Origin of the sequence: Micromonospora sp. BL4, from assembly GCF_003667505.1 — a bacterium.
Taxonomy (GTDB): Bacteria; Actinomycetota; Actinomycetes; order Mycobacteriales; family Micromonosporaceae; genus Micromonospora.
Map to the genome: position 1 here is coordinate 18,026 of NZ_RCVJ01000070.1, position 22,219 is coordinate 40,244.

Here is a 22,219-nt window from a genome sequence, read left to right on the forward strand (position 1 = left end):
TCGGTGAGCCGGCGGTTCCGCCGGCCACCCCGACCAGGGCATCGGCCCGGCTGCCCCACCGGTGGCTCATCCTGGCCGTGCTCTGTGCCGCCCAGCTCGTCGTGGTGCTGGACAACACGGTGCTGACCGTGGCGGTGCCGGTGCTCACCACCGAGCTGGGCGCCAGCACCGCCGACGTCCAATGGATGATCAACGCGTACGCGCTGGTGCTGTCGGGTCTGCTGCTCACCGCGGGCAGCGCCGCCGATCGGTACGGGCGCCGCCGGATGCTCCTCGCCGGGTTGGTCCTGTTCGGGCTCGGCTCGCTGGCCGCCGGCCTCTCCAGCACCAGCGGGCAGTTGATCGCGGCGCGGGCCGGAATGGGCATCGGTGGGGCGCTGCTGGTCACCTCCACCCTCGCGGTCGCGATGCAGGTCTTCGACGGTGCCGAACGGTCCCGGGCCATCGGCATCTGGGCCGCCACCAGCGCGCTGGGCTTCGCCGTTGGACCGCCGATCGGTGGCACCATCCTCGCCCACCTGCCGTGGGGCGCCATCTTCCTGATGAACGTCCCCATCGTGCTGGTCTGCCTGGTGGTCGGCCGTGCGCTGATCCCCGAGTCCCGTGATCCGTCCGGTGGTCGCCTCGACGTGGTCGGCGCGGTGCTCTCCACCACCGGGCTGACCGCCGTCGTCTGGTCGATCATCTCCGGGCCGGACCGGGGTTGGTCGTCGGCCGAGGTGCTGGGCGCCGCGGCCGTCGGCGTACTCCTGCTCGGGCTCTTCGTTCTATGGGAGCGGCGGGCCGCCGACCCGATGCTGGACATGCACTTCTTCCGGGACCGGCGCTTCGTCGGCGCGATCTCCGGCGTCGTCCTGATCACGTTCGGCGCCACCGGCGCGCTGTTCCTGCTCACCCAGCACCTGCAGTTCGTCCGCGGCTACCCCGCCTGGGAGGCCGGCCTGCGGATGGCGCCCTTCGCTCTGTCCATCGTGCTGCTCAACGTCAGCGGCGTCGCCACGGCCCTGATCCGTCGGCTCGGGCTGGCCGCCGCCATCGCCGTGGGGATGACGTTGCTCGCGGGTGGTCTCGCGGTGGTCACCCTCGTCCCCTCCGACGGCTACGGGGTGCTGCTGGGTGGGCTGCTCGTCATGGGCGTCGGCTGCGCCCTGGCCAACCCGGCGATCGTCGAGGCGGTGATGAGCGCGATCCCGGCGGAGAAGGCCGGCGCCGGCGCGGGGGTCGATGGCACCATGACCGAGGTCGGCAGCAGTCTCGGCATCGCCGTGCTGGGCGCCGTACTGAACGCTCGGTTCGCCGCCCTGCTACCGGCCGCCCTGGCCGGCGCCGGATCATTCCCGGCGGCCCTCGCCGCCGCCGACGAAGGCCCGGAACGGGAGGCGGTGACCGTCGCCTTCGCCTCGGCGTTGGAGACCGGCCAGACGGTGGGCGCCGCCGCGGTTCTGGTCGGTGGCCTGGTGGCCGCCGGGCTGCTGCGCCGGGCGCAACGATCGGAGTCCGGGCCCGCCGGCGGGTAGCCACCGAACTACGCAGACCGCGCATACCCGCACAATAAGGGTAGGCTATCCTAATCGCGACGATAGTCCCGGTCGACGGAGGCGGTATGCGGCTCTACCTCACCGCGCTCAACCCCACCGACGCGGTCCTGGAGGGGTTCCTCCCGGCGGCGGCCTCGCTCGGGCTGCCGGTCACCGTGCTGACCGATCGACCCGCGGACTGGCCGGGCGATGCGCCGGTGGCGCGGTGCGCGATCCGGGACGCGGCGGCGGTGGTCGCGGCGACAGCACCCGACCGGCCGGTGGCGCTGCTGTCCAACAGCGACCACCTTCAGGAGGTGACCGCCCTCGCCGCCCGCAAACTCGGTCTTGCGGGCAAGGACCCCGACGCGGCACGTCTCTGCAAGGACAAGGCCGCGGCCCGCCGGGCGATCGAGGCCGCCGGGCTCGACCTCGTCCGCTCGGCCACCATCGACCCCGGTGCCCCACCCACGGTCCCGGACGAGCTGTTCCCGGCGGTGGTCAAGCCCCGCGAGGGCGTGGCCAGCGAGGACGCCTACCTCGTGGCCGACCACCGGGAGCTGGCCGCCCGGGTCGCCGAGATCCGCGGCCGGCGGCCGGACGTCGCCCTGATCGTCGAGGAGTACCTCGCCGGAGAGCTGCGGACCTACGACACCCTCGGCGACGGTACGGCGCTGGCCGACCTCGGCGGGTGGCGCACCCACCTCGGGCCGCCGCCGACCTTCACCGAGGAGAGCCTCGACTGGTCGCCCCCGGCGGAGTCGACCCGCACCCAGCTACGGGCGCGACTCGACGCGCTCGGGGTCGGCTTCGGCGCCTGCCACACCGAGTACGTCGTGCAGGACGGACGGGTCCGCCTGATCGAGGTCAACTACCGCCTCATCGGTGACCGGATGGATCTGATCCTCGCGGAGCTGCTCGGCGTGCCGCTGTTCGAGTACGTGATCCGGCTGCACCTCGGTGAGCCGCTGGCCGCCCTCGACCTACCCGCCACCATCGACCGGCACGCCCGGGTCGAGTACGTCTGCGCGGACCGGACGGGCCGGCTCGCCGCCGCGCCCGGCCGGCTGGACACCACCCACGACGGCGTCCGGCTGAGCTGCCGACCCCTACGCGAGGTGGGCGGCACCGCCGCCCACACCGGCACCAACCGCGACTACCTCGCCGCGCTGCACGGGATCGGCCCCGACCAGGACACCGTACGGAGGTCGCTGGCCGTCTTCCGGCGTGACCTCCAGTGGACGATTGTCGAGTGAGCGACGACTGCGAGCGGGAGGTGTTCCTCCGGGTGCTCGACGCCCTGCTGCGCGAGGACCACCTCGGTCTGCTCAGCCGAGGCAGGCTGGCAGCTCCCGGCTGGTGGGAGGTCCCGCACACCGCCGGGCTGCTGCGGATTCCGGTTCGCGCGGACGGCTTTCAGCAGGCCCTGCGCAGCGCCGCGCCGGTGGTGCACGTCGTCTCCGACCGCGACACCCTCGTGACGATGGCGGACACACTGGACGGTCTGCTGACGGTGCTCGCTCCCGACGGCGATGTCGAGGCCGAGGCCGGCTGGCGGGACTTCGCCGCCGAGTGCCGCGCCGACCTGCGGGCCCGGCGGCTCGCCACCCGTGCCCGGCCCCGCGTGCTCGCGGCCGTGGCCGCCGAGCGCGCGAGCACCCCCACCGGCATGCCGGCCGCGCTGCTGGACGACGTGCTCGCCGCGCACCAGGGCCACCCGGTCTACCCCACCGACCGGTGCCGGCACGGGCTCGACGACGACGACCTTCTGCGGTACGCACCCGAGCACGCGCCACGCTTCGCGCTGCGCTGGTACGCGGCGGCCGCCGAGGCGGTGACCCTCGCCGGTGACCTTCCCGCGTGGTGGCCGCGGGCGCCGCGTCCGGATCAGCTGTTGATGCCGGCGCATCCGCTGACCGCGGCACGCGACGCGCTACCGGTGGTGGACCTGCCGATGATCTCCGCGCGACCCACCCTCTCCATGCGGACCGTCGCGCTCGACCACGACCCGTACCTGCACCTGAAGGTGCCGCTGCCGACCGCGAGCCTCGGGGCCCGCAACCGGCGCACGCTGCACCCGGGCTCGCTGGCCGACGGTGCGACGGTCGCCGGGCTGCTCGACCGGATCGCCACCGCGGAACCGGCCTTCGTCGGCCGGATCCGCCATGCCGACGAGAGCACCTACGCGTACGTCGACGGCGACGAACGCCGCGGTTTCCTGCTGCGCCGATTCCCCCGCGATCTGGCCGGGGTGCGGGTGGTGCCGGTTGCCGCCCTCGCCGCACCCGACCCGGTCGCGGGCACCGTCCTCGAACGGGTCAGCCCCGGGCGGCCCGAGGCGCTGCTGGAGTCCTACCTGGATCTCCTGCTCGACTGGCACGTCTGTCTCTGGCTACGGCACGGGATCGCCCTGGAGGCGCACCCGCAGAACATCCACCTGCTGGTGCACCCCGACGGGACGGTCGGCCTGCTCTACAAGGACAACGACGGCGCCCGACTGGACGTCCGGCAGGGCGGCGCGGTGGGGCTCGAGCTGCGGGACGAGCGGATGTGGGCGCGCGACCCGCAGGAGCTGGCCGACGTGTTCATCACCATCACCCTGCACCTGGCCGCGGCGGCGCCCCTGATCGCCCTGGCCGACCGAGGCCTGCCGGTGCCGTCACCGGCCGCCGCGCTCGCGCCCCGGCTGGCTGCGGCCCGGGACCGTTGGGGCGACGGGCCGGCGGCGCGATCCTTCACCGAGCGGGTCCTGCGGGCCGCTCACCTACCCATCAAGGCGATGCTCACCGCCGGCACCCTGCTGCCCAAGCAGCGGCTCGGCTGCTCCGACGTGAACAAGTACTACCGGCGCACCGGCCCGAACTACCTCCGGGAGACACGATGACGAGCGCACAGCTGCGCTCCCGGCCGGGCGTCGACACCGGCCGACTCGCCGACCTGGCCGCCGCCCACAGCGTCTTCGGCTGCCTGCTGCGCGAGATCGCTCTGCCCGACGGCGACGCCACGGTGGTCGACGGAACCGCCCGTCTGCTGCTGCGGCACCTCGACGTGACACTCCGCTGCGCCGTCGCGCGAACCTCTTCGCTCGGCGCGCACCGCTACGCCGGCCCGGTGCAGCGCAGGACTGCCGCCGGCCGGTGGGAGGACCTGGACGCGGCCGGCCTGGCGGGCCTGGTCGCGGCGGAACTGACCGCCCGTACCGGCCAGGTGAACGACGAGTTCCTCGGGCAGGTCCGGGCCAGCCGGGACACCGTGGCCCGGCTGCTCGCCGAGCGCCCGGCGCAGGATCCCACCCCCACCGGCGAGGCGGCCATCGACGCGTACGTCGAATCCGAACAGTCGCTGGTCTTCGGCCATCCCCACCATCCCGCGCCGAAGTGGCGCAGCGGTGCTCCGGACAGCTGGCGGGCCTACGCGCCGGAGCTGCGTACCGCCTTCCGGCTGCACTGGCTCGCCGTACCGGACGACCTCGTCACCAACGCCGGACCGTTCGACCCGCTGATCACCGCCCTCGACCCGCCGCGGCCCCCGGCCGGGCACCGGGTGCTGCCCGTGCACCCCTGGCAGCTGTCGCTGATCCCGCCGGCGGACCCGCGGCTTCGCCACCTCGGTGCGGCCGGTGTCCCCGTACGGCCGACAGCGAGCGTCCGCACCCTCTACGCCCCCGACGCCGACCTGTTCCTCAAGACCAGCCTGCATGTGCGGATCACCAACTGCCTGCGCAAGAACGCACGGTACGAACTCACCGGCGCGGTCGCGCTGACCGGGCTGCTGGCTCGGGTGCCGATGCCGGCCGGCGTCGGGCTGCTCGCCGAGCCCGCCTACCGCACCGTCGGCCTCCCGGGCGCGGACGAGGCGTACGGGACGATCCTGCGCACCGGCCTGCGTCCGCACCTGCGACCCGGGGACACCCCGCTGCTGGCCGCGGCGCTGGCCGCCACGCCACTGGCCGTGCCGGATCCGGTCGCCTGGTGGCGCGCGTACATCGGGTTGCTGGTGCCGGCGGTGCTGCGCTGTTGGCTCAGCCACGGCGTCGTGCACGAGGCACACCTGCAGAACGTGGTCGTGGTCCTCGACCGGGATCGCCGCCCGGTGCGGATGCTGCTGCGGGACCTGGAGGGGGTGAAGCTGGACACCGACCGGTGGGCCACCTGGCCGGACGGCGTCCCGCCGCAGGTCGGCTACGGTCCACGGGACGCCCGCCGCCGGATCGTCTACTGCCTGTTCGTCAACCATCTGGGCGGCGTCTGCGGCGCGCTCGCCGACGCGCGACCGGGGATCGAAGCGCGGCTGTGGCAGGAGCTGCGCGCGGTCGTCGAAGCGGTGGCGGCCGATCTCGGCGATCCGTCGGAACTGCGGGCGCTGTTGAACGGGGAACCGCTGGTGGCCAAGGCGAACCTGCTGGTCCGGTGGCGGCGCGACGCCGACCGTGCCGCCCCGTTCGTGCCGGTGGCGAATCCGCTGGGCGGGCCACGATGACCCGACCGGTCTACGTCCACGACCTCGACGGGCTGGCCGCGCACGCCCGGTCCGTCCGGGCCGCGCTGCCGCAGGGGGTCGAGCTGCTCTACGCGGTCAAGGCCAACCCGGACCCGGGCGTGCTGCGGACGCTCGCGCCGGTCGTCGACGGATTCGAGGCCGCCAGCCGTGGCGAGCTGCGGAGGCTGGCCGAGGTGCTGCCCGGCCGGGCGCCTGCCGCGTACGCCGGGCCCGGCAAGACCGACGAGGACCTCGCCGCAGCCCTCGCCGCCGGGGTGCACCGCGTCCACGTCGAGTCGCCGGCCGAGCTGCGGCGTCTCGGTGCGCTGGCGGTCGCCTCGGGCCGGTCGGCCCAGGTGCTGTTGCGGGTGAACCTGCCGGTGGACGCGCCGGGCGCGAGCCTGGTGATGGGCGGCGGGCCCAGCCCGTTCGGCATGGATCCGGCCGACGCGGTGGAGTGTGCCCGCCGGCCGCCCGCCGGCGTCGAGGTGCGCGGAATCCACGCCCACCTGGCCAGCGGACTGGACGCCCCGCTCGCCGGCGCGGTCGCCGCCGCCGTGGTCCGCTGGTCCGTCGCCGAGGTCGGTGCCACCGAGGTCGATGTCGGGGGAGGCATGGCCGTCGACTACACCGACCCGGCGTCGCGATTCGACTGGGTGAGCTACGGCCCGGCCCTGGCGGGCCTCCTCGACGAGTATCCCGGCCTGCGGGTGCGCATCGAGCCGGGTCGGTCGGTCACCGCCTACTGCGGGGCGTACCTCACCGAGGTCATCGACGTGAAGCGCTCCTACGGCGAGTGGTTCGCGGTGGTGGCCGGCGGCACCCATCACCTGCGTACACCTGCCGCGAAGGGCCACCCGCAGCCGTTCAGCGTGCACCGGCGGCCGGATGCCGACGGCCCGCGCACCGACGGCGGGCCGGTCACCGTGGTCGGCCAGCTCTGCACCCCGAAGGACGTGTTGTCCCGCTCGGCCACCGCGGGGACGATCGGCGTGGGCGACGTGGTGGCCTTCGCCATGGCCGGGGCGTACGCCTGGAACATCAGTCACCGCGACTTCCTGCTGCACGAGCCGCCGCTGTTCCGCACCGGTGACCCGGATCAGGTGGCCGCCGACTGGGCGGCCCGACCGTTGCGGTCGTGACCCTGGACGCCGGTGGGCCGTCGGAGCGCATCAGCGCCCCGACGGCCCGACGTCGTCAGCCGTGGTCAGCCGTTGTCGATCAAACTGGCGATCTCGTTGTAGATGAGGTGTGCCTTCGCGCCCTGGTTCGACGGGCAACCACCGAGGTGGTGCAGGGCGATCACGCGGTGGCTGGCGTTCAACACCGGCGAGCCCGAGTTGCCGCCAGAGGTGTCACAGCTGTAGCTGATGTTCCAGGTGTTGTAGTTCGCGTTCCGTACGGTGCAGTTCGCGCCGTTCTGGGTGTCCTCGTAGATCGACAGCCGCTTCGGGCTGCCGTCGCCGTGCCCCGGAACGTACATCCGCGTGCCGGTGGTGGTGGCGGTCGTCGCCAGGTACAGCGTGCCGTACGTCTGGATGTTGGCGAAGTTGTTCACCGAGTAGAGGGTGTAGTCCAGTTGGTTGGAGCCGCCGCTGCTCACCTTGTAGAGGGTGGCGCCGCTGACCTTGGTGCCGGCGCCGGGGTTCGAGCCGCCACAGGTCGCGCACTGGTAGTTGAACTGCATCTCGCTGCCGCTGACCGCGGACTGGGTTGAGAAGCAGTGCTTGTTCGTCAGCATGCGGTTGGTGTTGCCGACCCGCCAGGTGGTGCACAACCCACCGCCGCTGATCAGCAGCCGCGCCACCGCTCTGCCCCGGGCGTACTCGTTGGGGTGGCTGGTCTGGTAGCAGACCACGTCGCGACGGGCGTCGGTGCTGCAGACCGACTGCGTGGTGAAGTTGTGCTGCGCGATCTCCGCGCGGTCGTAGCCGCGCCAGAACCGGTCGATGGTCGCGGCGCTGCTGCGGGAGGCGCGGGTGCTGTGCAGCGTCACCACCGCGGTGTCGCCCTCCACCGACATCGCCCAGAAGCCCGGTTGCCCGTCGGTGGTGTAGTCCGCGCCGGTCGCCCGGTTCAGGTAGCGGTCGTACCGGTAGCTCTCCCGCCTGTCGGGGCTCGACACCGTCACGTAGTCGCCGTGCGCCAGGCGCAGTGAGCTGAAGTGCACCTTGACGTACGATGCGCCGGGGTGGCGGATGATCTGCGTCCCGCCGTCCTGGGCGTAGGACAGCGAGCCGTTGATGGTCCGGAGTTCACCGACCGTGGTGACGCCCTCGGCCGAGAACTGCTCGGATTCGGGTGCCCGCTCGGAGTGCGGTGCGAGAGGTTGAACCGAGTACGCCTCGGCGGCCGGTACCGACAGCAGACTCAACCCGAGGGTGCCGGCGCTGAGCGCGACCGCCACCGTTCGTAGGCGGCGCAGGGCATGTTTCATCGTCGCTCCTCCCCAGGAACCAGCACCCAGACGTGCTTGCAGACTTCATACCCGAAGCCAACAAGACATGCAAATCTATCTATCTTATATTGATCTACGAGGCCCACGTCGGCTCGTCCCACGGGGCGGATCAGGCTGAAGCGCGTCGTTTTCGACCGCGTTCCCGTCGGTGGGGTCGTCGGGTTGTGCTGCCGCCGGCGCGCGGGTGGCCGTCGCCAGGCCCCGCCGACCGGGTCAACGCAGGTCGAAGCGGGTGGCTCCCTGCCAACGCGGGTCGACGGGCAGGTCGCTAAACTGGGCGCTCGCGCCCTCGTAGCTCAGGGGATAGAGCATCGGTTTCCTAAACCGTGTGTCGCAGGTTCGAATCCTGCCGGGGGCACTTCGAAGATCAGCGAAATGCCAGCTGACCATGGAATTGTCGGACCGTGGTGCCAGCCTCTGGAGGCATGAAGCCCCTCGCCGTCCACTGCGCCGCCCTGAGCATCTCCTATGGCTTCTTCCTGCTGCGGGATGTGTGGTGCGATGCCGGCGACGACAACGAGTCGCGCCGAGACGCGCAGGGCCAGGTAGCCGGCGGGTCCACGTACCAGATCAGCGTCCCAGCCTCCTCGTATCCGCCCGAGATCGGTCTTGAGCTACGGGTCTGGGCCAGCGAGCCCGCGCCGGACAGAGGCTTCTGGGACGGATGTCGACAGCTTGAGCTGCACTGCCCTACCGGAGAGTTGGTCGTCGAGTTGATCGCCGCCGGAGGGGCGGCGGTGATCGCGCTTCCGCAGGGAGTCGGCGTCTACGGCGTCCGGGTCCATCGGAGGCAGGCCGACACCGAGGAGTTCCTCATCGAGCTGTGGTGGCGGACGCCGCTGCCGCCAGCCGACGATGACGAGGACTTCTACGGCGATCTGTGGACCTGACCGGCCAGGACAGGGTGTAGGTGTCTTCGATGGCGGCTGCCTGGCATCAACAGGTCAGCGGCCCGCGGGCGCAGTGGCGGGGTCGTCATGCTGGCATTGGCGTGCCCGAGACGACTTGCTGCCACCAGGACGCCGTGCGAGTCAGCGACTCAACTCGCGTGCCGGAGGGCCCGGTGGCGACGGCATGGCCGCCCGACGCCACCGAGCCCTCGCTGTCACCGTTAGTTGGTCATCCCAGGTACTTGGACACGACGCCGGCGTCGATGACCGCCTCTTCGCCGCTGGTGAGCGTGACCCAGTCGCTGTGGCCGTACCTGTTGGAGCCGCCGGTCTCGTTCAGGTAGTAGACCAGGTCGGAATCGGGCGAGGTGATGAAGCTGTACGGGTCGCGTACGTAGAACTCGGTCCGGTAGGTGCCCGGCCGCACCTGGGCGGTGTACGTGCCGTCCGGGTTCACGGTGGCCACCGCACCGAAGCCCTGGCCGCCCACCACGATCTGGTAGATGCCCTGTTCGCCGGGGGGTGCACCGGGCTCGCCGGCGTCCCGGACGTTGTCCCGGTCGCTGTCGACCCAGACGACGCCCCGTACGGTCGCCGGCTGGAGGACGGTCACCCGGGTGCGCAGGGTGTTGTTGTCCAGGGTCGTCTCGGTCGAGCTGGTCGACAGGGTGGCGGTCAGGTCGAGCACGTCGCCGGGGTTCGCGCCCGAGATGGTGGCCGCGATGTCGAGTCCGGCGCTGTTCTCGCCCGGGCGCAGCGGCCCGTGGGTGCAGCGCCAGCCCGGCTGACCTCCGGCGAGGTCATCGCCGTAGTCACAGGCCCAGCCCTCGTTGCTCTCGCTGTACCGAACGGCGCCGGTGGGCAGCGGCACGGTGACGGTCAGGTCGCCGGAGGGGGAGGTCCCGCTGTTCGACACGTACGAGCTGAGGCCGAACACCTCACCATCGATCAACTCGTGGTCGCTCGACTCGCTCACGAACCCGACGTCCACGGTGCCGGGGATGTAGCGCAGGCTGGCCTGCCCGGTGTTGTTGGCGGTGGACGACTCGCGACCGCCGGTGGCGGTCGCGCTTACCACGATCTCGTTGCCGACCGTGCCGGCGTCCACGCCGAACGGGATGCGCAGCGGCTCTGCCGTCGCACCAGCCGCGAGCGGCGCGTGGGTGCAGGTGGCAGGGGCCTGGAAGGTGCACCGCCAGCTGGGTGGGACCGAGAAACCGTCGGTGAACCAGGTGCCGTTGGGCAGGGACAGAGCCAGGGTGACGTCCTCGCTGGCCCTGGTGCCGGCGTTGTGGAGGCCAACCGTCAGGGCGGACGAGCCGCCGGTGTCAGGAACCTCGGTGGAGTCGAGGCTCGCGGTGACAACCAGGTCGGCCCGGGCAGGTGCCGCGCTGGCGGGGGCCGCGCCGAGTAGACCCGCCATGGTCACTGCCAGTGAACTCCCCGCGAGCGCACTGAGCCGGACGAGGCGGTGTCCAGAGGTTGCAGACATCGGATCCTTCCGTCGGAGGGATGACTCCGGGCCGACAGACCCGGCCGGGACAACAAATTCCTGTTGTCCGTCTGCTGAGCGCTGCAAGATCAAGCCTCGTTACACCGCTTGGGGGAGGCCACTGATCGACGGTGATGGCATGTCCACGAAGGAGTGTGGACACCGCAGAAGTCGAATGCCCAACGACCGGGCCGACAACCTTCATGTGCATGCTCTTCGATGGATGTGACGCCAACCCACAACTGGCAGGCGTGCGGTCTTGAACAGGGCCGTCAGCGGGTGATTGGGTACGGAGCACGCTCGCCTGACCGGACCGAGCACGCGCCGCCCGCTCGGCGCGGCGGCCCCGCGAAACCAAGGACGTCGCCATGTTGTTTCTCGTGTTGCTTCTCGCCGCGCTGGCCGGGGCCGCCACCGCGGTGGTCCTCGCCGTTCGCGGGTTCGTCGCGGCGTTCCGGAGAGCAGGGCGTTCCCGGGCCGGATGGCTGCGGGTGGCGGCGCTCCTCGCCGGTGCCGGCACCATCGCCGTGTACACGTGGGGACTTCTCCACCTCGGCGTCGCGGTGCTGCAGGCGGAGGACGGTGGAGCCGGGTCCTCCCCGATCCAACCGTGTCGGGAAGGCGGGCCGCAGTTGGCGAGTCAGGTCACCGGGTACGGAGTCAGCTACCTGCCGCTCCGTTTCGAATGCCACCTCGGCCGTGGCGGCACGTACATCACATCGTCCGTGCCGGGGTACGTCAACCAGGCCGCGGGGGCCCTCGGACTGGTCACGGCCGTGTGTGGGGTCCTCGCGACCACGACGGCAAAGCGCTCCCGGCCGCCGGTCGCGCACACAACCGATCGCGACAACTGATCGCGGCGATGGTGTTCCCCGCCGGAAACGGTCGGTGCCCTCCGGATCATCCGGAGGGCACCGCTTTCCACCAGGGTCAGAGGAACTTGTACATCTCCGCGGAGGCCGCCTCGGTCTCGTTGGCGGGCGGCGCGCTCACCGAGACCTTCTCGCCGAAGCCGCTCATGCGCATGTCGGTGACCAGATCGCCCACGGTCTTCGTGGCGATCGTGTAGGACAGCGCGGTGAGACGGCCGTCGGCGTCGACGGTCGCTTCGAACGGGATCGCCTTCGGGTCCTTCGCCAGCTTCGCCGACGACTCCAGGCCCTCGCGCATGCCGCCATCGGTGCTGGCGGCCTCGGCCGCCTTGCCCAGGTCGGCGGTACCGGTGTAACGGCCGCCGCCCACCTCCTGCGCGGACACGACGCCGCCGATGAGGCCGGTCTGCGCCTTGATGTCGAAGGACTGGCGCAGCGTGCTGGTCGGCCGGAGCTTGGTGAGGTCGATCTTCATCCACGGCTTCTCGCCCTCGAGCGAGTCCGACTTGATGTAGGCGGCGTCGCCGATCAGGCGGGCCTCCATCGGCTCCGGAGCGTTGCCGGTCACCTGGACCGCCCGGGAGGCGGGATCCATCTTTCCGCTGAGGGTGATCGATTGGGTGCCGGCCTTCACCGAGGCGTCCATGGTGACGGTGCCGCCGAGGCTGCGATCCATGGCCTGCCGGATGGTGGTGACCGGGTCGGCCTTGGACGCGGCGGCTGGGGGTGCGGCGGAGTCGCCGCCGGAGTCGGTGCCGCAGCCCGCCACGAGGGCGGCGAAGAGGGCGATCGAAAGGGTTGGGATCAGTCGACGCATAGACGTGACCCTAACGGACAGCCGCTGGCCTATTCGCCCGGGCATCAACCCCGCCGCGATTCACGTCTGTCTGTGTAACGAGAAACCGTGGAAATGCGCTACGCCTCGCCAGCCAGCCTATTCCCACCGGTGGGAATAGGCTCCGACGTATCGGGGCCGGCACTACTCGGGCCCGTACGTGCCTGGTCGGACGCGGATCGAGGGGGCCGCGTCCGGCACTGGCACGGGTCAGTCCGTGGGTAGCTGCTCGGCCCGGGCGAGCACGTGATCGATCAGGCCGTACTCCAGGGCCTGTTCGGCGGTGAACCAGCGGTCCCGGTCCCAGTCCCGCTGGATCTCGGCCAGGGTCCGTCCACTGTGCTGTGCGATCAGCTCCTGCATGGTCCGCTTCACGTGCAGCATGTTCTCCGCCTGGATGGTGATGTCCGAGGCGGTGCCGCCCATCCCGCCGGACGGCTGGTGCATCATGATCCGCGAGTGCGGCAGCGCGTACCGCTTGCCGGCCGCGCCAGCGCAGAGCAGGAACTGCCCCATCGAACCGGCGAACCCCAGCGCCAGCGTGGCCACGTCGTTGCGGACGTAGCGCATCGTGTCGTAGACCGCCATCCCGGCGCTCACCGAGCCGCCCGGCGAGTTGATGTAGAGGTAGATGTCCCGCTCGGCGTCCTCGGCGGCGAGCAGCAGGATCTGGGCGCAGATCTGGTTGGCCGATTCCTCGGTCACCTCGGTGCCGAGGAAGACGATCCGCTCCCGCAGCAGCCGCTCGAACACCTGGTCACCGAAGGACGGCTGCCCGCCGTCCAGCATCCGCACGCCATTCTCGATCATTCGTAGCCGCCCTCCGCCGCGCCGGCGGGCGGCGGGACCGCCCGGTGAACCGGCCCCTCCAGCGTGCGTGCGGCGACGGTGGCTGGCCCAGGGATTCTGCCGGCGGCAGATCCGCCGACGGCAGAACCGGCGCGACCTACGCGGCGGTCAGTGCCCGCGCGCCCAGCCGGGCGCGTGAACCACCGGACGGAGCGGCGGTACGCGGACCGGGGCGCGAGCCACCGGCGGTGGCCATCGTGCCGACGTGCAGGACCGACCCGCTCTCGGTCGGCTCCCGGTGCAGGACCAGCCCGCCGGTGCGTGGGCCCACCAGCAGGGTGGCGTTGCCGGTGTCGTGGCGGGCCACCTCGACCCGCTCGAGTCGGGTCAGCATCGCCCGCGGTGTGACCGGCAGGCGGGGCTCGACGCGGCGCATGTCGTCGCGGGCCTCACCGAGCAGGTCGGAGAGGCTGATGCCGAGCGCCCGGCAGATCGCCGCGAGCACCTCCGAGGAGGCCTCCTTGCGGCCCCGCTCGACCTCCGACAGGTACGGCACGGACACGCCGGCCGACTGGGCCACCTCGCGCAGCGTGCGGCCCTGACGCTGACGGTGGCGGCGCAGCACTCCGCCGATCACTCGTCGCAGCAACGACATGCGGGCCTCACTCTCGCGGTCGTCGGCCGGGGACACCCCCATCATGCCTGTTGCCGGCCGTGCTGGCCGCCCGGTACGGGCCCGCGCCGAGTCGCCGGCGCGGGCCCGCAGCCTCATCGGCGCAGGTGGGTGTGCCATTCGGCCGGTTCGGGCACGAGCGTGACCGCCCCGAACAGGGCCCGGGTGCCGCCAGCGGGCAGCAGCGCGTGGTCGTCGATCGCCACGGTCGCCCCGTCGACGTCGTACACGGTCAGCGACTCGTTGCCACCCTGCCCGCCGAACCGCGCCGGGTGCCCGTCGACCGTGGTGTTCGGGTCGACGGTTCGTCGCTGTCGCCCGGTAGTCGGGCCCGGTGCCGTGATCGGTTGCCCGGTCGGCCACCCCGGGCCGGTGGTTGCGCCGTACCGGCTATGTTGTGGGCGTGCAGGCGACGGTGGCGGAGCAGGTCCGACGGTGATCCATTTCCCTGCGCAGCGCCGGGGCCCGCTGAGCGCGCTGAGCCTACGGCTGGCCGCCGCCCTGGGCCTGGTCCTGGCCGTGGTCAGCGCGGTCTACCTGGACCGGGACGGCTACCGCGACGTCAACGAGGACGGCCTGACGCTGCTCGACTGCTTCTACTACGCGGTCGTCTCGCTCTCCACCACCGGCTACGGCGACATCACCCCGGCCGCGCAGTCGGCCCGGCTGGTCAACGTCCTCTTCGTCACGCCCGCCCGGGTGCTCTTCCTGATCATCCTGGTCGGCACCACCCTGGAAGTCCTGACCGAGCAGTACCGGACCGGCCGTCGCCTGTCGCGGTGGAGGAGAACCGTGAAGGACCACGTCATCATCTGCGGCTACGGCACCAAGGGCCGCAGCGCGGTCTCCGCCCTGATGGAGAACGGCCTGGACCGGTCGAGGATCGTGGTGGTGGAGCGCAGCACCGCCGCCCTGCGGCAGGCCACCTCGGCCGGGCTGGTCGCCATCGAGGGCTCGGCGACCCGGTCGTCGGTGCTCAACGAGGCGCACGTACGGAACGCGAAGGCCGTGATCATCGCGACCGACAGTGATGACGCGTCGGTGCTTGTCGCGCTGACCGTACGGCAGCTCACCGCCGGTCAGGTCCGCATCATCGCGGCCGCCCGGGAGGCGGAGAACGCCCCGCTGCTCAAGCAGAGCGGCGCGCACCACGTGATCGTCTCCTCGGCCACCGCGGGTCGCCTGCTCGGTCTCTCCACCTCGGCGCCGCCGCTCATCGACGTGGTGGAGGACCTGCTCACCCCGGGTCAGGGCATGGCGCTGGCGATGCGTTCGGCGGAGCGGGACGAGGTGGGTCGTTCGCCCCGTGAGCTGGAATCCCTGGTCATCGCCCTGGTGCGGCGAGGCAAGGTGGTCACCCTGGCCGACCGGGCCGGCGCGGTGATCGAGACCGGCGACATGCTGGTGCACGTCCGCGACGACCGCCCCCAGTCGACCTCGGCGGTCTGAGCCGCCCGTCGCAGCAGCGGCGTCAGCGGTTGTCGGCGGGCGACGTGTCCTCCAGGATCACCGCTTCGCAGGCGATCGTCGTCCCGCTGGCAGCCCGCCGGAGCAGTTGGTAGAGCGTCTCCCGTGCGTCGGGTTCCAGTGCCCCCAACACCTCGTTCTCGGCGGTGGCGAGGGCGCACTCGGCCTCGTTGAGGCGTTTTGCCCCGTCATCGGTCAGTTCGACGACATGCCGGCGGCGATCCTCGGGCGAGCGCCGCCGCTCGATCAGCTGCATCGACTCAAGGTCGTTGAGCAGCCCGACGATGTTGGTGCCGTCCATGGACAGGGTGCTGGCGAGCGCCTGTTGGCTGGTGCCGCCGCCGTCCCGCAACACGGTGAGCGCGACCAGATGCCGGGGCCGCAGGCCGAGCGGCGTCAGCACCGACTCGGACCGCAGCCGCATGCGCCGGGCCAGATGGTCCAGCAGCGGGCCTGAGCGGTGCTCCGAGGAGTCGAGCGGCGCGGCGGACATGTGACCCAGTCTACCGAGCCCGGGGAACATCGGCCTGCTATAAATAGTTGGTGCTGCATAGACGATCTCCGGAAGGGAAATAATGTATCTCCTGCATATCGACTCGAGTATCCGCGGTGAGTGGTCCGTCAGCCGACGGCTCACCGCCCGCGCCGTCGCCGTCTGGCAGGCGGCCCACCCCGACGGCCGCGTGACGTACCGGGACCTGGGCACCGAGCCGCTGCCGCACCTGGACGCGGCCGGCGGCCTGGCCCGGATGACGCCCCCCGACCAGCACACCCCTGCGCAGCGCGAATCCTGGGAGCTCAGCGAGCAGCTGGTCCACGAGGTGAAGCAGGCCGACGTGGTGCTGCTCGGGCTGCCGCTCTACAACTACGGCGCGCCCAGCAGCGTCAAGGCCTGGGTCGACCACCTGATCGTGCCGGGCCTGGCGTACGACCCGGCGTCCATGGAGGGGCTGCTCGGCGGGCGGGAATTCGTCGTGCTGGCCACCCGTGGTGGCGGCTACGGCGAGGGCACGCCTCGCAACGGCTGGGACCACGCCGAGCCGTGGCTTCCGCACGGACTCTCGCAGACCGGCCTGGAGCCGCGCTTCATCAGCACCGAGCTGACACTCGCCCCGTCGGTCCCGGCGATGGCCGAACTGATCCCACTGCACGAGGCGAGCCTCGCGGCAACCGAGAAGGAGATCGACAACCTCTGGCTGCCGGCCTCCGCGCAGCGCTGACCGGAGCTTCCCGTTCGGACGGTGGCTGGCCGTTCCGCATCGAAAGGCCAGCCACCGCCCCTCCGGCACCCACGTTCGACTGGCCGGAGGCTGCCAACGCGCAGATCGCACGTGCTCCCGCCGATGATCCTTCGAGCTGCACGATTCGACCCCTAGGCTGAGCGAAGCTCCTCTATTTGGAGCTTCTTTCGTGCCGGGATGCTTGCTACGGTGTGGCGGCTTGGAACTGCCAATGGGGTCGCCGTAGCGAGTGTTCGGCGCGGTGTCGTTGGCGCAGGCACGACGGGGGCAACACTTTTCGCACGGGGCCATCGCTCCCGGCGTCGATCGTGGTCTTTCCGTCCGGTCGGACGCATCTCATCCGGGCCGTTCCGAGCGCCTCGTTAATCGAACGACGGGAAGCAATCAGTGGCTGAAGTGGCAACATCCGCAGGAGCCCGACGGCGGTGGTACGCCGGTGTCGTGGCGGCCCTCGCTCTCACGGGCGCAGCGGCCGTCGCACCCGCGACCAGTGCTCAGGCCGCCCCCACCGGGGGTGGCGTGTACGACGCGGCGAGCAGTTCGCAACCGGACCGGTTCAACAAGCTGCCGAACCTGCGCAAGGGGAAGCTCACGCTTCCCGAGCCGGGTGCCAAGGGCCGGGTGTTCGAGTCCGGCTCGATTGCGTCTCCCAAGGTCTTCCAGGGAAGCCTGGCGAGCGCCTCCGAGTTTCCGTACATCGTGGGCATCATCACCAGCTTCCAGGAAGATGGGGAGTCCTACTTCTACTGGTGCACCGGCACGATCATCGCCCCCAACAAGGTGCTGACGGCCGCGCACTGCACCGCCGACGGGCCCGGCACCACGCGGGTCCTCGCCGGCAAGGACCGGCTGTTCGACAGCAACGGTCAGATCATCCCCGGCAGCGGTTACGTCGCCGAGGTCAGCTCGACCTGGACCCACCCGAGCTGGAACATCGCCCAGCAGTACCAGGACCCCTACGCTCCGATCCTGGACGACGTCTCGGTCCTCACGCTCAAGCAGAACCTGCCCAGCGCGTACACCCCGGTGGCGCTGAGCGCCCAGGGCGACCAGAGCCCGTACGCCGCCGGCACCTCGGCCCAGATCGCGGGCTACGGCGTCACCGCGTCGGACGACGCGGTGATGGACAGCCGGTTGCGCAAGGCGACCGTCCCGATGCGGTCCAACGCGGACTGTGCGGCGGTTGCTGGCACGTTCTACCGCTCCGACCGGATGATCTGTGCCGGTTCGGGCACCGACAACACGCCGAGCAGCGACACCTGCGGGGGTGACTCGGGAGGTCCGCTGCTCGTCAACGGGGTCCAGGTCGGTATCACCGACTGGGGCTTCGAGCCGTGCGGCTCGTCCCCGGGTTACTACGAGCGGCTGAGCTACTACAGCAACGCCGTCAAGGCGGACCTGACCCGGCCGAAGCTGATCAACGCCGACTGGTCCGGCGACGGGCACACCGACCTGATCGGTCGGGACAGCGCGGGCAACCTCCAGCTGTACTACGGCAGCGGCTTCTCCAACGACGGTAGCGGCGGCTTCTACGACAAGAAGAAGATCAACGCGGGGTGGTCCGGTTTCACCCGGGTCTTCCGGGTCTACAACTGGAACGGCGACAACAAGCCGTCCATCATGGCCATGAAGCCGACCGGTGAGCTGTTCATCTACGACTCCGACGGCGCGGGCAACTTCGTCGGCGGGGCCCGGAAGATCGGCAGCGGGTGGGCGGGTTTCACCGCTCTCATGGTGACGAACAACTGGCTGGGCAACAACCGGCCGAGCCTGATGGTCCGCAAGTCCAACGGCGACCTGATCCGCTACACCAGCAACGGTGCGGGCGGCTGGGAGAACCCGTCGGGCACCCGGATCGGCACCGGCTGGAACGGATTCAACCTGTTCCTCACCCCGGGCGCCTGGAAGGGTGACGGGCTGGAGGTGCTGATCGGCCGCACCTCCACGGGCGTGCTGAAGATGTACCAGTCCAACGGCGCGGGCGGCTGGACCAACCCGTCCGGCACCCAGATCGGCAGCGGCTGGGCCAACTACAAGAACATCATGGTTCCGGGGGACTGGAGCGGCGACAACATGATGGACCTGTTGGGCGTCAACAGCAGCAACCAGATGCGTCTCTACACCACCAACGGCTACGGCCAGTGGCTCGACGCGAGCGGCAAGGTGATCTCCAGCGGTTGGGGCGGGTTCAACCCGATCTTCTGATCGGGGGCTGCGCCACCGCGAACGGAAAGGGCCCGCAACCGGATCGGTTGCGGGCCCTTTCTCGTCGTGTCTCCACCTCCCGGCGGTCGGTCCGGCGCGCTGCGCCGCCGCCGCGAGGGTCAGAGGATGGTCCAGGTGTCCCCGCTGCCCAGCAGCCCGGCGAGCTGCTGCTCGGGGGTCTCGGTGACCTTCGCACGCGCTGCGGCGAGCTGCTCCTGCACCACGCTGTCGTAGGAGGGGCGGTCCACCGAGCGGAACACTCCGATCGGGGTGTTCCGCAGGTCCAGGCCGGGCAGCCGGGACAGCGCGAACGCGTACGCCGGGTCGGCCACCGTCGCGTCGTGCACGACGATCTCCTCCGGGCGGACCGAGCTGGTCTCCCGGACCTCCAGGCCGAACCCGCCCGGGGGGTGCACCACGCAGAACCGGCCGTCGGCGCCGAAGGTGATCGGCTGCCCGTGCTCCAGGCGGATCAGGTAGTCGTCCCGGGTGGCCGGATCCTTGAGCTGGTCGAACGCCCCGTCGTTGAAGATGTTGCAGTTCTGGTAGATCTCCACGAACGCGGAGCCCTGGTGCTCGGCGGCGGCCCGCAACACCGACTGCAGGTGCTTGCGGTCGGAGTCGATGGTCCGACCGACGAAGCTGGCCTCCGCGCCGAGCGCGAGGGAGAGCGGATTGAACGGGGCGTCCGCCGAACCGGCCGGGGTCGACTTGGTGACCTTTCCGACCTCGGAGGTGGGCGAGTACTGCCCCTTGGTCAGCCCGTAGATCCGGTTGTTGAACAGCAGGATCTTGAGGTTGACGTTGCGCCGTAGCGCGTGGATCAGGTGGTTGCCGCCGATGGAGAGCGCGTCGCCGTCACCGGTGACCACCCAGACCGACAGGTCGGGCCGGGACACCGAGAGACCGGTCGCGATCGCCGGGGCGCGGCCGTGGATCGAGTGCATCCCGTACGTGTTCATGTAGTACGGGAACCGGGAGGAACAGCCGATGCCGGAGACGAAGACGGTCCGCTCCCGGGGAATGTTCAGCTCCGGCATGAACTGCTGGATGGCCGCCAGGATCGCGTAGTCGCCGCAGCCGGGGCACCAGCGCACCTCCTGGTCGGACTTGAAGTCCTTGGCGGTGAGCTTGAGGGCGACGGGCTCAGACATTCTTCAGCACCTCTTCCAGCGTCGTCTCCAGCTCCGTGGACGTGAACGGCAGGCCGCGGACCTGGTTGTAGCTGATGGCGTCGACCAGGTAGCGGGCCCGGATGACGTGGGCGAGCTGGCCCAGGTTCATCTCCGGGATGACCACCCGGTCGTAGGAGCGCAGGACCTCGGCCAGGTTGGCGGGCATCGGGGCCAGGTGCCGCAGGTGCGCCTGGGCGATGGACAGGCCCCGCTGGCGGAGCTGCCGGCACGCCGCACCGATCGGCCCGTACGTCGAACCCCAGCCGAGCACCAGCACGCGGGCGTCGCCGTCCGGGTCCTCCACCTCGATGTCCGGCACCGGGATCGTCTCGATCCGGGCCGCCCGGGTGCGCACCATGAAGTCGTGGTTGGCCGGGTCGTAGGAGATGTCGCCGGTCTTGTCGGCCTTCTCCAGGCCGCCGATCCGGTGCTCCAGACCCGCCGTGCCCGGGATCGCCCACGGCCGGGCCAGGGTCTCCGGGTCGCGCAGGTAGGGCAGGAAGGTGGTGCCGTCGTCGCCGTTGGGCTTGGTGGCGAACTCCACCCGCAGGTCGGGCAGCGACTCCACGTCGGGCAGCAGCCACGGCTCCGAGCCGTTGGCGACGTAGTTGTCGGACAGCAGGATCACCGGAGTGCGGTAGGTCAGCGCGATCCGGGCCGCCTCCAGCGCGGCGAAGAAGCAGTCCGACGGCGACCGGGGCGCGATCACCGCGACGGGCGCCTCGCCGTGCCGGCCGTAGAGCGCCATGTTGAGGTCGGCCTGCTCGGTCTTGGTCGGCATGCCCGTGGACGGGCCGGCACGCTGCACGTCCACGATCACCAGCGGCAGCTCCAGCGCCACCGCGAGGGAGATCGTCTCGCTCTTGAGCGCCACGCCGGGGCCACTGGTGGTGGTCACCCCGAGCGACCCGCCGTACGACGCGCCCAGCGCCGCGCCGACCGCCGCGATCTCATCCTCCGCCTGCATGGTGAGCACGCCGAAGCGCTTGTGCTTGCTCAGCTCGTGCAGGATGTCCGACGCCGGCGTGATCGGGTACGCGCCGAGGAAGACCGGCAGCCCGGAGCGGACGCCAGCGGCGACCAGACCCAGCGAGAGCGCCGCGTTGCCGGTGATGTTGCGGTAGGTGCCCGGCGTCATCTTCGCCGGCTTGACCTCGTACCGGACCGCGAAGTCCTCGGTGGTCTCGCCGAAGTTCCAGCCGGCCTTGAACGCGGCCACGTTCGCCGCGACCAGCTCGGGACGGGCGGCGAACTTGCGCTCCAGGAAGCGCAGCGTCGACTCGTACGGCCGGGAGTACATCCACGAGAGCAGGCCGAGGGCGAACATGTTCTTCGACCGCTCGGCGTCCTTCTTGGACACGTCGTACGCGGCGAGCGCGCCGACGGTCATCGAGGTCAGCGCCACCGGGTGCACGACATACCCGGCCAGCGAGTCGTCGTCCAGTGGGCTGGACTGGTAGCCGACCTTGGCCAGGTTGCGCCTGGTGAACTCGTCGGTGTTGACGATGATGTCCGCGCCGCGCGGCAGGTCGGCCAGGTTGGCCTTGAGCGCCGCCGGGTTCATCGCCACCAGCACGTTGGGCGCGTCGCCCGGGGTGAGGATGTCGTAGTCGGCGAAGTGCACCTGGAAGCTCGACACGCCGGGCAGTGTGCCGGCAGGTGCCCGGATCTCCGCGGGGAAGTTGGGCAGCGTGGAAATGTCGTTGCCGAGCTGCGCCGTCTCCGAGGTGAACCGGTCGCCGGTCAGCTGCATGCCGTCGCCGGAGTCACCGGCGAACCGGATGACCACCCGATCGAGTTGACGGATCTGCTTGGTCACTGTGCCACCTTCGTTCGCGACTGCGGGGCCCGCAAAACCGACTCACTCCTCGCGCTCACGCCTGCACCTCGCTTCGCTGCGCGCGATGGCGCGGGCGGCTGAACCTGATGGTGACCTCGCCTTGCCCGGCCACGGGACCTCCTTGACGCAACGCCGCACCGCACCGCTCCAGGCTGGTCCGGTCCGCTGTCGTTCCTCACCTGAGAGCCTACGTCGAACAGACCCCCGGCCCTCCCCGGAGGTCCGCCGACTGGGACCGGATCCGGTTGGGAATTGCACCGTATTGCGACGTTTCACCCAGCCCGCC

19 protein-coding genes and 1 tRNA gene are annotated in these 22,219 nt (G+C 70.9%); 11 read left to right on the forward strand and 9 right to left on the reverse strand.

Features of this window, described 5'->3' with window-relative positions:
• Positions 1 to 50: 50 nt before the first annotated feature.
• From EAD89_RS05020 to EAD89_RS05040, 5 genes are all read left to right on the forward strand, one after another.
• Entirely contained in the window at positions 51 to 1,517 is a 1,467-nt protein-coding gene (locus tag EAD89_RS05020) for an MFS transporter (protein ID WP_121674947.1), read from the forward strand.
• 86 nt (positions 1,518 to 1,603) lie between these two features.
• Complete coding sequence (locus EAD89_RS05025) at positions 1,604 to 2,773, forward strand: acetyl-CoA carboxylase biotin carboxylase subunit family protein (protein WP_121674912.1); 1,170 nt, start codon at positions 1,604 to 1,606, stop codon at positions 2,771 to 2,773.
• On the forward strand, positions 2,770 to 4,401 hold the full coding sequence (locus tag EAD89_RS05030) for an IucA/IucC family protein (RefSeq protein WP_121654727.1): 1,632 nt from the start codon (positions 2,770 to 2,772) through the stop codon (positions 4,399 to 4,401). The genes EAD89_RS05025 and EAD89_RS05030 overlap by 4 nt, the downstream gene beginning before the upstream one ends.
• Positions 4,398 to 5,996 (forward strand): IucA/IucC family siderophore biosynthesis protein, encoded by a 1,599-nt coding sequence (locus EAD89_RS05035; RefSeq protein ID WP_121674913.1) that lies wholly within the window; start codon positions 4,398 to 4,400, stop codon positions 5,994 to 5,996. The genes EAD89_RS05030 and EAD89_RS05035 overlap by 4 nt, the downstream gene beginning before the upstream one ends.
• Positions 5,993 to 7,138 (forward strand): alanine racemase, encoded by a 1,146-nt coding sequence (locus EAD89_RS05040; protein ID WP_121674914.1) that lies wholly within the window; start codon positions 5,993 to 5,995, stop codon positions 7,136 to 7,138. The genes EAD89_RS05035 and EAD89_RS05040 overlap by 4 nt, the downstream gene beginning before the upstream one ends.
• 65 nt (positions 7,139 to 7,203) lie before the next feature.
• On the opposite strand, the gene EAD89_RS05045 is transcribed toward EAD89_RS05040, so the two are convergent.
• Positions 7,204 to 8,433, reverse strand: a complete 1,230-nt coding sequence (locus EAD89_RS05045) for a serine protease (RefSeq protein ID WP_121674915.1) — start codon at positions 8,431 to 8,433, stop codon at positions 7,204 to 7,206.
• Between the two features lie 306 nt (positions 8,434 to 8,739).
• Here EAD89_RS05045 and EAD89_RS05050 point away from each other — a divergent pair.
• Together EAD89_RS05050 and EAD89_RS05055 are read left to right on the forward strand one after the other, a co-directional pair.
• Positions 8,740 to 8,812, forward strand: a tRNA-Arg gene (locus EAD89_RS05050).
• A gap of 67 nt (positions 8,813 to 8,879) precedes the next feature.
• Positions 8,880 to 9,344 (forward strand): hypothetical protein, encoded by a 465-nt coding sequence (locus tag EAD89_RS05055; RefSeq protein WP_121654731.1) that lies wholly within the window; start codon positions 8,880 to 8,882, stop codon positions 9,342 to 9,344.
• Between the two features lie 229 nt (positions 9,345 to 9,573).
• Here the strand turns inward: EAD89_RS05055 and EAD89_RS05060 are convergent, their stop codons facing one another.
• On the reverse strand, positions 9,574 to 10,767 hold the full coding sequence (locus tag EAD89_RS05060; protein WP_147458759.1) for a DUF11 domain-containing protein: 1,194 nt from the start codon (positions 10,765 to 10,767) through the stop codon (positions 9,574 to 9,576).
• A gap of 437 nt (positions 10,768 to 11,204) precedes the next feature.
• On the opposite strand from EAD89_RS05060, the gene EAD89_RS05065 reads away from it, so the two are divergent.
• Complete coding sequence (locus tag EAD89_RS05065; protein WP_199733415.1) at positions 11,205 to 11,690, forward strand: hypothetical protein; 486 nt, start codon at positions 11,205 to 11,207, stop codon at positions 11,688 to 11,690.
• Between the two features lie 76 nt (positions 11,691 to 11,766).
• On the opposite strand, the gene EAD89_RS05070 is transcribed toward EAD89_RS05065, so the two are convergent.
• The 4 genes from EAD89_RS05070 to EAD89_RS31220 all read right to left on the reverse strand — a co-directional run bounded on the left by EAD89_RS05070 (position 11,767) and on the right by EAD89_RS31220 (position 14,235).
• Positions 11,767 to 12,525 carry a hypothetical protein gene (locus EAD89_RS05070; protein WP_121674917.1) on the reverse strand — a complete coding sequence of 253 codons (759 nt, stop codon included), beginning with the start codon at positions 12,523 to 12,525 and terminating at the stop codon, positions 11,767 to 11,769.
• Positions 12,526 to 12,753: 228 nt separating this feature from the next.
• Positions 12,754 to 13,353 carry a ClpP family protease gene (locus EAD89_RS05075; protein WP_121654735.1) on the reverse strand — a complete coding sequence of 200 codons (600 nt, stop codon included), beginning with the start codon at positions 13,351 to 13,353 and terminating at the stop codon, positions 12,754 to 12,756.
• 136 nt (positions 13,354 to 13,489) lie between these two features.
• Positions 13,490 to 13,987, reverse strand: coding sequence for a helix-turn-helix domain-containing protein (locus tag EAD89_RS31335; protein ID WP_121674948.1), 498 nt, complete (start codon positions 13,985 to 13,987; stop codon positions 13,490 to 13,492).
• A gap of 113 nt (positions 13,988 to 14,100) precedes the next feature.
• The gene (locus EAD89_RS31220) at positions 14,101 to 14,235 is read right to left on the reverse strand and encodes a hypothetical protein (protein WP_255421256.1); all 135 of its coding nucleotides are present in this window, start codon (positions 14,233 to 14,235) and stop codon (positions 14,101 to 14,103) included.
• 205 nt (positions 14,236 to 14,440) lie between these two features.
• Between EAD89_RS31220 and EAD89_RS05085 the strand changes: the two genes are divergently transcribed.
• The gene (locus tag EAD89_RS05085; protein WP_121674918.1) at positions 14,441 to 15,454 is read left to right on the forward strand and encodes a TrkA family potassium uptake protein; all 1,014 of its coding nucleotides are present in this window, start codon (positions 14,441 to 14,443) and stop codon (positions 15,452 to 15,454) included.
• A 22-nt stretch (positions 15,455 to 15,476) separates the two neighbouring features.
• On the opposite strand, the gene EAD89_RS05090 is transcribed toward EAD89_RS05085, so the two are convergent.
• The gene (locus tag EAD89_RS05090; RefSeq protein ID WP_199723419.1) at positions 15,477 to 15,965 is read right to left on the reverse strand and encodes a MarR family winged helix-turn-helix transcriptional regulator; all 489 of its coding nucleotides are present in this window, start codon (positions 15,963 to 15,965) and stop codon (positions 15,477 to 15,479) included.
• An 82-nt stretch (positions 15,966 to 16,047) separates the two neighbouring features.
• Here EAD89_RS05090 and EAD89_RS05095 point away from each other — a divergent pair, with 82 nt between their 5' ends.
• Together EAD89_RS05095 and EAD89_RS05100 are read left to right on the forward strand one after the other, a co-directional pair.
• The gene (locus EAD89_RS05095) at positions 16,048 to 16,692 is read left to right on the forward strand and encodes an FMN-dependent NADH-azoreductase (RefSeq protein ID WP_233578210.1); all 645 of its coding nucleotides are present in this window, start codon (positions 16,048 to 16,050) and stop codon (positions 16,690 to 16,692) included.
• Between the two features lie 462 nt (positions 16,693 to 17,154).
• The gene (locus tag EAD89_RS05100; protein ID WP_158609801.1) at positions 17,155 to 18,918 is read left to right on the forward strand and encodes a trypsin-like serine protease; all 1,764 of its coding nucleotides are present in this window, start codon (positions 17,155 to 17,157) and stop codon (positions 18,916 to 18,918) included.
• A 119-nt stretch (positions 18,919 to 19,037) separates the two neighbouring features.
• On the opposite strand, the gene EAD89_RS05105 is transcribed toward EAD89_RS05100, so the two are convergent.
• Positions 19,038 to 20,072, reverse strand: coding sequence for a 2-oxoacid:ferredoxin oxidoreductase subunit beta (locus EAD89_RS05105; protein WP_121674920.1), 1,035 nt, complete (start codon positions 20,070 to 20,072; stop codon positions 19,038 to 19,040).
• Positions 20,065 to 21,912 (reverse strand): 2-oxoacid:acceptor oxidoreductase subunit alpha, encoded by a 1,848-nt coding sequence (locus EAD89_RS05110; protein WP_121654741.1) that lies wholly within the window; start codon positions 21,910 to 21,912, stop codon positions 20,065 to 20,067. The genes EAD89_RS05105 and EAD89_RS05110 overlap by 8 nt, the downstream gene beginning before the upstream one ends.
• Positions 21,913 to 22,219: the final 307 nt, after the last annotated feature.